This is a genomic window from Bradyrhizobium sp. 142 (assembly GCF_023074015.1).
Taxonomy (GTDB): Bacteria; Pseudomonadota; Alphaproteobacteria; order Rhizobiales; family Xanthobacteraceae; genus Bradyrhizobium.
Genome location: NZ_JADPKQ010000034.1, coordinates 1 through 12500 on the forward strand (window position 1 = coordinate 1; position 12500 = coordinate 12500).

At 63.2% G+C, this 12500-nt stretch carries 8 protein-coding genes; 5 read left to right on the forward strand and 3 right to left on the reverse strand.

The window, feature by feature from the left end; all coding sequences use genetic code 11:
• Positions 1 to 428 precede the first annotated feature (428 nt).
• Positions 429 to 836 carry an NADH:ubiquinone oxidoreductase subunit NDUFA12 gene (locus IVA82_RS02990; protein ID WP_247385255.1) on the reverse strand — a complete coding sequence of 136 codons (408 nt, stop codon included), beginning with the start codon at positions 834 to 836 and terminating at the stop codon, positions 429 to 431.
• Positions 837 to 1069: 233 nt separating this feature from the next.
• On the opposite strand from IVA82_RS02990, the gene IVA82_RS02995 reads away from it, so the two are divergent.
• From IVA82_RS02995 to IVA82_RS03005, 3 genes are all read left to right on the forward strand, one after another.
• The gene (locus IVA82_RS02995; RefSeq protein ID WP_247385257.1) at positions 1070 to 1759 is read left to right on the forward strand and encodes a BA14K family protein; all 690 of its coding nucleotides are present in this window, start codon (positions 1070 to 1072) and stop codon (positions 1757 to 1759) included.
• Between the two features lie 364 nt (positions 1760 to 2123).
• Positions 2124 to 2546, forward strand: a complete 423-nt coding sequence (locus IVA82_RS03000) for a response regulator (RefSeq protein ID WP_247385258.1) — start codon at positions 2124 to 2126, stop codon at positions 2544 to 2546.
• Complete coding sequence (locus IVA82_RS03005; protein ID WP_247385260.1) at positions 2543 to 4798, forward strand: CHASE3 domain-containing protein; 2256 nt, start codon at positions 2543 to 2545, stop codon at positions 4796 to 4798. The genes IVA82_RS03000 and IVA82_RS03005 overlap by 4 nt, the downstream gene beginning before the upstream one ends.
• A gap of 12 nt (positions 4799 to 4810) precedes the next feature.
• Here the strand turns inward: IVA82_RS03005 and IVA82_RS03010 are convergent, their stop codons facing one another.
• Positions 4811 to 5707, reverse strand: a complete 897-nt coding sequence (locus IVA82_RS03010; protein ID WP_247385262.1) for a DMT family transporter — start codon at positions 5705 to 5707, stop codon at positions 4811 to 4813.
• A 768-nt stretch (positions 5708 to 6475) separates the two neighbouring features.
• On the opposite strand from IVA82_RS03010, the gene IVA82_RS03015 reads away from it, so the two are divergent.
• Positions 6476 to 10243, forward strand: a complete 3768-nt coding sequence (locus tag IVA82_RS03015; protein ID WP_247385264.1) for a vitamin B12-dependent ribonucleotide reductase — start codon at positions 6476 to 6478, stop codon at positions 10241 to 10243.
• Between the two features lie 1057 nt (positions 10244 to 11300).
• On the opposite strand, the gene IVA82_RS03020 is transcribed toward IVA82_RS03015, so the two are convergent.
• Positions 11301 to 11807: a hypothetical protein gene (locus tag IVA82_RS03020; protein ID WP_247385265.1), complete on the reverse strand. Its 507-nt coding sequence runs from the start codon at positions 11805 to 11807 to the stop codon at positions 11301 to 11303.
• Between the two features lie 371 nt (positions 11808 to 12178).
• On the opposite strand from IVA82_RS03020, the gene IVA82_RS03025 reads away from it, so the two are divergent.
• Positions 12179 to 12451: a hypothetical protein gene (locus IVA82_RS03025; RefSeq protein WP_247385266.1), complete on the forward strand. Its 273-nt coding sequence runs from the start codon at positions 12179 to 12181 to the stop codon at positions 12449 to 12451.
• The last annotated feature ends 49 nt before the right edge of the window (positions 12452 to 12500 follow it).

Consider the following 12500-nt stretch of genomic DNA (forward strand, 5'->3'; position numbering starts at 1 on the left):
AATCGGTCGCCCTCATGCAGTTGCGCTTCACTTCGCTCGTTGTGATCAACTCACGATGGGACTTTCACCCATAAGAGTGCACCCATGCTGGGCGCACCAGAAAAAGGCCGCTCGGTTTCCCGAGCGGCCTTTCCTGTCTTACGGCGGCTGCACATTTCATCGGGCGATTTCGGAGCTTCCAGACCGGGGGCCTATCTCCCGATCGAGTCCTGGTCGGCGGCCGCTGCATTTCGGGACAGTCGCGAACTGTTGCCCGAACCGAACGCGATGGTCTCCCATCTCCGCAAGATGGGATTATTGAGCCGTATCGCTCGCCTGGGCGCAATGGCCGCGCAGGCGGCGTCCCCGCTGTTCCCGTTGTCCACAGCAGTGTCAGCCGGATGCATGCATCCGGCGCGAGCGGTCAGAACAGAGAGACGTGCGCGAGTCTAGCCGGGCGTCCAGGGCTGGTAGTCGCCGGTCGCCTTCGGCCGCTTGCCGCTGGCGAGGGTCGAGCCGGACGGACGGTATGCCTTAGCCGTGCCGGTGAGATTCGGCTGGTGCGGCTTTTCCCACTCGCGCTGCTGGTAAGTCTCCTGGGTCGGCGGCACGTCGACGACGTGATGGATCCAGCCGTGCCAGGACGGCGGAATGCGGCTCGCTTCGGCGTAGCCGTTGTAGATCACCCAGCGCCGCTCGAAGCCGAGCGTGGGATCGATCGTCCCGCCGCGGGTGCGATAATAGCGGTTGCCCTGCTCGTCCTCGCCCACCAGCTCTCCATACCGCCTGGTCCAGAGTTGGGTGCCAAAGGTCTGGCCATTCCACCAGGTGAATAGCTTGAGGAAGAACTGTTTCATGCGGCAAGGACCCTGCTTCGTGGGGTCCTGATGCCATCCGGGCACCGAAATGTCCAGTTCGGCGCCCCAGTCGAAACGCAGTACCCCCGCAAGCCGGCGCCGCAAATCGGACGCGATCCGTTCATCAACGGTACAGCGGCCGGATGAGAGGCTGGCTGCACACACGCAAACGCGCGTGATCCTGGAACCACCACGCTTTGATGGGGTTTGGCTTCCGGGAAAGGAGTTTGATCATGAAAAGTCTGCAGGTTTTGAGTGCCGCTGCGGCAGTGGCGCTGGTTCTTCCCTTGGCGACCCCGAGCTTCGCGCAGAATCGTCCCGCCTTGGGCGGAGGCGGCGCCCATGTCGGCGGCGGTGGCGGCGGTGCTCACTTCGGCGGAGGCGGCGCGCGCATGGGTGGCGGCGGCTTCGGCGGTGGCGCACGGATGGGCGGTGGCGGCGCGGCGTTCCACGGTGGCGGCGGCAATTTCGCGGCCGGCACAGCGGTACGTCCGAGCGGCGGCAGCTTCGCAGGCGGCACAGCGGTACGTCCAAGCGGCGGCAGCTTCGCAGCTGGCCCGGTGACTCGACCCGCGATCTCGCCGTCCTTCGGCGGTACCCGCAGCGTCGCAACCGCGGGCAACTGGCAGGGTGGCGGCAATTGGGGCGGCGGCTGGCGTCATCATCATCGCGGCGGCGGCTTCTGGCCAGGCTTCGCGGCGGGTGCGGCGATCGGCGGCCTCGGCTCGTACGCCTACTATGGCGGCGGCTACTACGACGATCCCTACTACTATGGCGACACCTACTATGACGAGCCGACAGTGGCGGTCGTGCCAGATACCGGCGGCGATTCCGCGGCCTACTGCGCCCAGCGCTACAGGTCCTACGACCCGGCGTCGGGCACCTATCTCGGCTATGATGGCCTGCGTCATCCCTGCCCGTAATACGGCCTGAAGGCAAACGATCGGCCATCGGTCGGGGCGGCGCCGACAATTATCGGCGCCGTCCATGCGTTTTGGCCGGAGGTTTGCGGATGGACGACCTCCCGTTGCCGGCGCGCAGATGCCTGCAACGCCCGGCGTGGCATCGTTGACGATCAAGACCCAATTGCGCCGCTGCCTGGAATAGAATGGAACCCATTCGCAGGGTCGAACTGCCGCGCCTATTCGCGGTGCAGACTGGAACTTTTTAGCCCCCGTTATGCACTTCACCGTGCATACCTAATGCTGTCCAATCCAAAATTGACCCGGCACACGATTCGCCTATATCAGCAATCAGTATGGGGACTTCGATCTACTGGGAAATGTCATGCCGCGTATCCTCGTGGTAGATGACGATCCGATGGTCGGCGCGACCATCGAGGTCCTCCTCCAACGTCAGGGCTTCGACGTCACGCTGGCCGACGGCGGAGAAACGGGGCTTGCTGCGCTCGAGGCGCAGACATTTGACGTCATGCTGGTCGACATCTTCATGCCGCATATGCGCGGCTTCGAATCCATCCGCATCTTTCACGAACGTGCGCCCGCGATTCCCCTGATCGCGATGTCCGGCTACGCCTTCGCGGCGGCGGCCTCGCCCTCGCCCGACTTTCTGCGCATGGCGCTTGAGCTCGGCGCGACGCGTTGCCTGCGCAAGCCGTTCACGCCGGACGCGCTGCTGACCACGATCCGGGAATGCATCGCCGGACCCGGCGAGCGCGCACAGTCGATGGACAAGAAAGAAGCCCCTTGATTCCAACGCAGCGCGTCATTCTCGGTGCTGGACTTGCCATCCTCCTGATCATCACCGCAGCCTCGATCGGACTCGACGTCAAGTCGCGGTCCGACGCGGCCTGGGTCAACCACACTATCGAGGTCCTGAAGAAGATCTCCGACGTGCGCGTCCTGCTCCGCCGCGCCGAGAGCGCGGCGCGCGGCTACGAGATCTACCGCACCCCGGGCTTCAGCGACGAATTCCAGGCGACCCGCGCCCGGATCGCACCCGCACTGGCCGACCTCAAGCAGGCCGTCCGCGACAAGCCCGATCATGTCGCGCTGATGGAGAGCACCGAACCCCTCGCACAGCGCCGGATGGAGATTGCCGCCGAAGCGATGCGGCTGCGCACCGAGAACGACCTTGCCGGCATTGCCGCCCTCCAGGGCAAGGCCGAGGGCCGCGGCCTGATGGAAGCGGTGATGGCCAATCTCGACCATCTGAGCGCGGAAGAAGAGAGGCAGCTCGCCACGCGCACGTCGGATTCGCGTCGCACCGGCATCGTACTGCTCGGCATCGACGTCGCCGGCGCCATGCTGATCCTGCTCCTGGTCGCGCTCTTGATGCGCGAAAGCCAGCGCACAAAGGTGGCGCTCCAGAGCACGCTGACCGAGACCACGGCCGCCAAGGAGATGCTCGAGGCGGCGGTGGCCGAACGCACCGAGCATCTCGTCACCGCGCATGACGAGCTGCGGCTGTCGGTCAACGTGCTCCAGAGCACGTTTCACAGCATGGCGGAGGCGGTGCTGGTCATCGACACCGAAGGCAACGTCTTGCTGTCCAATCCGGCGGCGGAGCGCATGCTGCTGCATCGGACCGGCATGAACCTTCGCAATTTGCGTGCGCTATCCGACGTCTTCCATGGCGACGGGACGACGCCGCTCAAGTCCGAAGAGCTGCCGTCGGCGCGCGTGCTGCGCGGCGAGCAGTTCGAGAATTTGGAGATGATCGTCCGCCCCCACAGCGGCAATCCCGTCCGTCATCTCATGATCAGCGGCCGGCCGATGCGCGACGGGCAAGGCGCCATCTCCGGCGCGGTGCTGGTCTATCACGACGCGACCATCTCGCGAGAGACCGAGCGGCAATTGCAGCAGTCGCAGAAGCTGGATGCCATCGGCAAGCTGACCGGCGGCGTCGCGCACGACTTCAACAACATGCTGACCGTGATCTCCGGCAACACCGAGACGCTGGTGGAGAGCCTGAAGGGGCAGCCCGAGCTGCAGCGCACGGCGCGCCTGATCGACGATGCCGCCGAACGTTGCGCCGAACTGATCCAGCACCTGCTGGCGTTCGCGCGCAGGCAGCCGCTCGAGCCGCGCAATGTCGAGATCAACGCCGCGATATCGGACATCGCAAAGCTGCTGCGCCCGACCCTCGGCGAGCAGATCCAGATCGAGACCGTCCTCGAGCAGGGGCCGATGACCTCGCACATCGATCCGTCCAGGCTCACCCACGCCGTGCTCAACATGGCCATCAACGCCCGCGACGCCATGCCGAACGGCGGCAAGCTGCTGCTCGAGACCCACCGCGTCGTGCTCGACGAGTCCTACGCGCAGGCCAATGCGGAGGTGCGGCCCGGTCCCTACGTGATGCTCGCGGTCAGCGACACCGGCACCGGGATGCCGCCTGACGTCCAGGAGAAGGCGTTCGAGCCGTTCTTCACCACCAAGGAGGTCGGCAAGGGAAGCGGCCTCGGCCTCTCCATGGTCTACGGCTTCGTCAAGCAGTCCGGCGGCCACATCAAGATCTACAGCGAGGAAGGCCACGGCACCACGATCAAGCTCTATCTGCCGCCGGGCGAAGGCGCGCCCGAGGCGGCCATCCCCGCCGCGCTGCCGGCCGAAGGTGGTGCCGAGACCATTTTCGTTGTCGAGGACGACAATCTCGTGCGCAACTTCGTCACCGCGCAGCTGCAGAGCCTCGGCTACAGGACGGTTGCCGCGCCGGACGGCCGCGCCGCACTGCAATTGATCGAGGCCGGCCAGGCCTTCGATCTGCTGTTCACCGACGTCGTCATCCCCGGCGGCATGAGCGGGCGCGAGCTCGCCGAAGAGGTGGCAAAACGGCGGCCTGGCGTGAGAGTGCTCTACACCTCCGGCTACACCGACAATGCCATCGTCCACCACGGCAAGCTCGACGACGGCGTGATGCTGCTGACCAAACCCTACCGCCGCAACCAGCTCGCCGACATGATCCGCAGGGCGCTGAACGGCGGCGGGGCGGCGGGTTAGTCAAACAGGAATCTAACGCGTCGCCAGCACCACGCCTGCCAGCGTGAAGATCAGCGCGGCGATCTGGCCCGGCCCGAGCGGCTCGCCCAGCGCAATCGCCGAGGCCACCACGCCGATCACCGGGACCGCCATGGTGCCGATCGCCGCGACCGAGGCCGGCAGGCGCGACAGCGCGGCGAACCAGCTGACATAGGCGATGCAGAACTGCACCACGGTCGAATAGACCAGCAGCCACCAGCCGACCGGCGTCACCAATTCCAGATGCGAGGTCTCGACCAGGAGGCCGACGATGGCGACCGGCAGGCAGCCGACGCCGATCTGCCAGGCTGCCGCCGTGATCGGCGGCAGGCGGATGGGATATTTCTTCAGCAGCACCGTGCCGAGCGCAAAGCCGGCCGCCCCGGCCAGCGCCATGACGATGCCCGGCAGCTTCTCTTCGATGGCGGCAAAGCCGTTGCCGCCCATGATCGAGGCGAGGCCCGCGAACGCCATCATCAGCGCGATGGTGCGCAGAACCGTCGGCCGTTCGCCGAGCACGGGCCAGGCGATCAGCGAGGCCCAGACCGGCATGGTGTAGGCGATCAGCGCGGCCTCGCTGGCCGGCAGCCACAGCAGCGCCAGCCCCATCAGCACCATCCAGCCGGTGACATTGAGCAGCCCCGCGATCAGGAGCCGCGGCCAGATCTCTTGCGCAACCTTCAGGCTGTCGCGGCGGATCAGCGCGAGCGCTGCCAGCAGCACCGCCCCGAGCACGCCGGTCACCCCGCGCAGCGTCAGCGGCGGCAGTTCGGCCAGCAGAAACTTCGTGACCGGCCAATTAAAACCCCAGCCGACCGAGGTGATGGCAAGGAACATCAGGCCGGCCGGCGCGATGCGCGGCCGCAGCAGCGGCCGAGTCGAATCAAGCATGTGGGGTACCCGGCGGAAAACGAAGTCAGCTTGGCGCGGATTCGGGCCTCCGACCACCACCTCCCCGGGCATGCCTGCCCTCACCGTCCGTAGCCCTACGTGAGTCCCGGTTAGGCAACCCCGTTGCTCAAAAATATACCTGCCCTGTGAACAGCGGGATGAAGCACGTGCAGCATCACCGGATGCAATTTTTTTCGGTTGGGAATCCCTGAGGACTCACTGATACTTGCCTCCACAACAGGCGCGGGCTCGCCCCCTGTTTTCCCCCGCTGTCCACCATATTTAGTATTTGATTCAGGAACTCGCACTAGTTCTTGACGGGCGCAACGGAGAGTCCTAGCTTTCGGTCCGTTCGGCGCGAGTGTGTTTGCGTCCCGCCGGCACTCCCCAAAGGGTCCGCAAAACGGCACTCCGCCACGCCAGACAAGGGCAGCGGGATGAGGGCTTGTCTGCCCTCGGAAGGCGGTCTTTTCGGGCGCCAGAACGGGCCGGCAACAGGCTCGGATGGCAAAAGGTTGAAGACGTGACGTAGGGGCGTTGAACGCATGTCGCGCACATCCCCTTGGGGGCGGATGGGTGTGGACATGCCGGCGGATGCAAGGTGCGTGCACCGAAGCAATCGCGCCGGGAGAAACTGGGCCGGATCCACCGGCTTGAACTGCGAAGCCTTAAGGCCGGCAAAGGCCCTTCGAGGACTCGCGAAACGAAATATCGGCCCGGCACGCCTGAACGGAGGCGGTCCGGTCACAATTAGGACGGGGCAAGACCATGCGGATTGAGCGGCGCCACACCACCCAGGGACAGTCACCTTACGCGGGAATCGATTTCCGGCTGACCACGTCGGAGATCAGGAATCCCGACGGCTCGGTGGTGTTCAAACTCGAAAACGTCGAGGTGCCGACCGAATGGTCGCAGGTCGCCTCCGACGTGCTGGCCCAGAAATATTTCCGCAAAGCCGGCGTTGCCGCGCGCCTGAAAAAGGTCGAGGAGGAATCCGTCCCCTCCTTCCTGTGGCGCTCCGTGCCCGACACCGAGGCCCTCGCTCTTTTGCCCGAGAAAGAGCGCTATGTCAGCGAGCTCAGCGCAAAACAGGTGTTCGACCGCCTCGCCGGCTGCTGGACCTATTGGGGCTGGAAAGGCGGCTACTTCACCTCCGACGAAGACGCCCAGACGTTCTACGACGAGCTGCGCTACATGCTCGCCAAGCAGATGGTCGCGCCGAACTCGCCGCAATGGTTCAACACCGGTCTTCACTGGGCCTATGGCATCGACGGTCCCGGCCAGGGCCATTATTACGTCGACCCCTTCACCGCCAAGCTGACCAAGTCGAAATCGGCCTACGAGCACCCGCAGCCGCACGCCTGCTTCATCCAGGGCGTCGGTGACGACCTCGTCAACGAGGGCGGCATCATGGACCTCTGGGTCCGCGAGGCGCGCCTGTTCAAATACGGCTCCGGCACCGGCTCCAACTTCTCCCGCCTGCGCGGCGAAGGCGAAAAGCTTTCCGGCGGCGGCCGCTCATCGGGCCTGATGAGCTTCCTCAAGATCGGCGACCGCGCTGCGGGCGCGATCAAGTCGGGCGGCACCACGCGTCGTGCGGCCAAGATGGTCGTGGTCGACGTCGATCACCCCGACATCGAAACCTATATCGACTGGAAGGTGAAGGAGGAGCAGAAGGTTGCTGCGCTGGTCACCGGATCCAAGATCAACCAGAAGCACCTCAAGGCGGTGCTGAAGGCCTGCGTCAATTGCGAAGGTTCGGGCGACGACTGCTTCGACCCCGAGAAGAACCCGGCGCTCCGCCGCGAGATCAAGCTCGCCCGCCGCAGCCTGGTGCCCGACAACTACATCAAGCGCGTCATCCAGTTTGCCAAGCAGGGCTACAAGGACATCCAGTTCGACGTCTACGACACCGACTGGGATTCGGAGGCTTATCTCACTGTCTCCGGCCAGAATTCCAACAACTCGGTCTCGCTGCGGGACGACTTCCTGCGCGCCGTGGAAACCGACGGCGACTGGAATCTGGTGGGCCGCACGACCAAGAAGATCACCAAGACGCTGAAGGCGCGCGACCTCTGGGAGAAGATCGGCTACGCCGCCTGGGCGTCGGCCGACCCGGGCCTGCACTTCAACACCACCATGAACGACTGGCACACCTGCAAGGCATCCGGCGACATCCGCGCCTCCAATCCGTGCTCGGAATACATGTTCCTGGACGACACGGCGTGCAATCTTGCCTCCGCCAATCTGCTGACCTTCTACAACGCCACGACCAAGCATTTTGACGTCGAGGGCTACGAGCACCTCTGCCGCTTGTGGACGCTCGTGCTCGAAATCTCCGTGATGATGGCGCAGTTCCCGTCTAAGGCGATCGCCGAGCTCTCCTACGAGTTCCGCACCCTCGGCCTCGGCTACGCCAATATCGGCGGCCTCCTGATGACCATGGGCCTTGCCTATGACAGCAAGGAAGGCCGCGCGCTCTGCGGCGCGCTGACCGCGATCATGACCGGCATCACCTACAAGACTTCGGCGGAGATCGCTTCCGAGCTCGGCACCTTCCCCGGCTACAAGAAGAACGCCGCGCACATGCTGCGCGTGATCCGCAACCACCGCCGCGCCGCCCACGGCCAGTCCAACGGCTATGAGGCGCTCGCGGTCAACCCGGTGCCGCTCGACCTCGTCTCCTGCCCGCAGGCCGACCTTGTCGGACACGCGCAGGCTGCCTGGGATGCCGCGCTCGAGCTCGGCGAGAAGCACGGCTATCGCAACGCCCAGACCACGGTGATCGCGCCGACCGGTACGATTGGCCTCGTGATGGATTGCGACACCACGGGCATCGAGCCGGACTTCGCGCTGGTGAAATTCAAGAAGCTCGCCGGCGGCGGCTACTTCAAGATCATCAACCGCGCGGTCCCCGCCGCGCTGCGCACGCTCGGCTATCGCGAGAGCGATATCGCGGAGATCGAGGCCTACGCTGTCGGCCACGGTTCGCTCTCCAACGCCCCCGGCATCAACGCCTCGACGCTGAAGGCCAAGGGTTTTACCGATGAAGCCATCGCCAAGGTCGAGAAAGCCTTGCCGACCGCGTTCGACATCAAGTTCGCCTTCAACAAATGGACCTTTGGCGAGGACTTCATCCGCGACCAGCTCGGCATTGGCGCGGAAGCCATTGCCGCCCCCGGCTTCGACCTGCTCCAGGCCGTCGGCTTCACCAAGCGTGAGATCGAGGCGGCCAACGTCCACATCTGCGGCGCGATGACGGTGGAAGGTGCTCCGCACCTCAAGGCAGAACATTACGCGGTGTTCGACTGCGCCAATCCCTGCGGCAAGATCGGCAAGCGCTATCTGTCGGTCGAGAGCCACATCCGCATGATGGCGGCGGCCCAGCCCTTCATCTCGGGCGCGATCTCAAAAACCATCAACATGCCGAACGACGCCACGGTGGAGGACTGCAAGTCCGCCTACATGCTGTCGTGGAAGCTGGCGCTGAAGGCCAACGCGCTCTACCGCGACGGCTCGAAGCTCTCGCAGCCGCTCAACTCGCAGCTCATCAGCGATGATGAGGACGAGGACGATGCGGTCGAGCAGCTCTACGACAAGCCGATGGCGGCGCGGACCGCCCAGGTCTCGGAAAAGATCGTCGAGAAGCTGGTCGAGCGCATCATCGTGATGCGCGAGCGCGAGAAGATGCCGGATCGCCGCAAGGGCTACACCCAGAAGGCGGTGGTCGGCGGCCACAAGGTGTACTTGCGCACCGGCGAGTATGATGACGGCCGCATCGGCGAGATCTTCATCGACATGCACAAGGAAGGCGCGGCGCTTCGCTCCTTCATCAACAACTTCGCCATCGCCGTGTCGCTCGGCCTGCAATACGGCGTGCCGCTCGACGAATATGTCGACGCCTTCACCTTCACCCGCTTCGAGCCGGCGGGCCCCGTGCAGGGCAACGACAGCATCAAGTACGCCACCTCGATCCTGGACTACGTCTTCCGCGAACTGGCGGTGAGCTACCTGTCCCGCTTCGACCTCGCCCATGTCGATCCCAGCGAGACCGGCTTCGACGCGCTCGGCAAGGGCGTCGACGAAGGCAAGGAGCCGGACGAAGACGCGGGCCACCGCGCCACCAAGCTGGTGTCGCGCGGCCTCACCCGCTCCCGCACCGACAACCTCGTCGTGATGCGCGGCGGCTCGACCGCAGTCTCGCAAGGCAACGACAGCGCTCCGACCGGCGGCTCCAAGGTCACTTCGCTGGCCTCGCACGGCGCAAGCCGCGCCGGCGATGTCCTCGAAGGCGCGGTCGCGCTGAAGCAGGAAGTGAGCCACGACCTCTCGCCCACCGAGAAGCTGGGGCAGCTGCAGTGGAGCAAGGCCGGCACCGCGCAAACCGCAGTGCCCTCCAAGGCCGAGCGCCGCGCGGAAGCCAAGGCAAAAGGCTACGAAGGCGAGATGTGCTCAGAGTGCGGCAACTTCACGCTGGTGCGGAATGGCACGTGCATGAAGTGCGATACGTGTGGAAGTACGACTGGGTGTTCGTGAGGGGGAGAGCGAGCGAAGATTGCTAGAGCCCGGGCTTGGCGCCCGGGCGCCCGAAAAATAAGGGGGTGGCGTTCGCCATCCCCTTTTTGCTTCTTTGACAAAAAATAGACATGTGACAACTTGCGCGTGTAATTGATTTGCGTCCCAAAATCAAACTGGACCAACAATGTTCAAATCCATTCGGTTTCGCAATTTCAAGTCCTTGAAGGACTATATCAGCCAGTGACGTCGGCCAAATGCTTGACGGCATCGTAGCTGGCCAGAAGGCGGACGCGTTGGGCCGATATGTGTCAAATTGAGTAAGATATTTCGCGACGCGGAGCGCGAAGGACCCTTCCACAGTTGTCAAAGAGGCTCTCGAACTCTTCGAGCAGGACTGGAAAGAGCCTCTTCGAAGGACGGCCATTTCCTCGGGAAAGAAGGCGTTCGCCGCGCTTAATGGGCAGTTTCAGGAAAAGTTTGGTCTTTCGATCACGTCAAACCAAGTTATCAAACATTTGGAGCGAAGCGACGTAGGCGATCTAGTCGATATTCTTCGTGATCTAGACGAATTTGCAAGGATAATGCAAACGCCGGTAAGGGGCCTCGCATAAGCGGTACATAAATGGAGCGAAGCATACGCATCATTCAATATGGGAATTACGCTGACAGTGCACTAAACCCCGAGCCGTCTGGCCTCCTCGACGATCAACCTGACGCCGACACACTAGCCCATAGGATGCGTGCACGACTTGCCCGCCGTCGCTCAACGCGCGAAGGTGGAAGCGATACCCATCAATCTGGCAGAGCCAGAATTAGCCGAGGGCGTAACCCGCCATTCGGGTCTCGCGAATGGCAGGTTACTATTGTGCCCGTCAGTACTTTGGCGTTGTGCTCGTGCCCGTGGTTTGAGACTTTGTGCTCGAGCCTGTGTTTAGATGATGGGTTTCGCAGACCGTAGGATGGGTGGAGCGACTTGTCCGCCGTAGCTCGACGGAAGCGATACGTATCGGCGCTGCACGCGACGACCGGTTCGCAAGAGCTCAACCCATCCTACGAGCTACGCTCTACGCCCGCCTCACCGTATCTCGCTCATCGACACCTTGGCGGCGATCCCACTCAGCTCGGGCTCTTGCGACGCAAGCTCCTCCTCGGACGATGGGCCTACCGAGACTTCGACCATCCTGCGCTTGACCTGTTCGCATGTCTTGCGGACGTCTTCGGTGAACAGCGCGCATTCTTCGATGCGCTTGAAGATCTTCCGTCCCTCTTCACGATACCCCGCCGCCGTTTCTCGCATGAAGGCGATCGCATCATGGACTTGAGCTGTCAGCGCCTCGCATTTTTGTGCGGCGTCGATCAACTCGGTGCCCATCGCCTCGATCTCTTTTGCAGCGGACTCATAGTCGCGAACGACCGCTTCTGCACTGAGCGCGCCGACGCGCGTCACGCCCGCGGTGTGCTCGACGTAATCAGGCAGAGCAATGGAAGTAATAGAGCTTCCCGAGCGCACCGACGCAATGTCCGCCTCGAGTTGGACCAGGTTCACTCCCTCTCGCCTGCGCAATTGTTCAATACCTGCCATGATTAATCCTCCCAATACGCACCCAGAACCCCAAACAGCATTGGGTTTATTACGGGGATAAGTTCCGTTCTACCCTGATCTATCCTTGACAGTCTCAATTTTGCCATTTTTTCCAATCGCTAATGTTGCACGCAACGATGATGAACTTATCGACGTTCAACCTCTCCTGGTGGACGGTTGGCGAAGATGGTAGGTTTCGCAAGAACTCGACCTGTCGAGCACAAACGAGCCCGTACGGACGGTGGAGCGAGCGCAGGATTACGGAGATAGTCCAGCACTGAAGATCATCTAGCCGGCCTTCGCAACCAAGAAGGCGGTGGAGCTAAAGTGAGTTCGAGGTCATCGAATCACTTTGGCATGAGGAGGAGAAGATGATGTACAGCGGAATTGATCTGCATTCCAACAACAGCGTTGTCGCTGTGATCGACGATGGTGATCGGGTTGTGGCGCAGAAGCGGCTGCCCAACGATATCGCGAAGATCATTGGCTTTCTGGCTCGGTGGCAAGACGAATTGGCCGGCGTGGTGGTCGAGTCGACCTACAACTGGTATTGGTTGGTCGACGGATTGCAGGATGCTGGCCACCATGTGCATCGTACTCGTCCGAGGACGGCCGTCTTGCGAGTTCATCCGGTCTGTAGCTGACTGTCGGTATGGATATCCTTACTGATAGTCGCCAAGTGCGTCGCCTTGA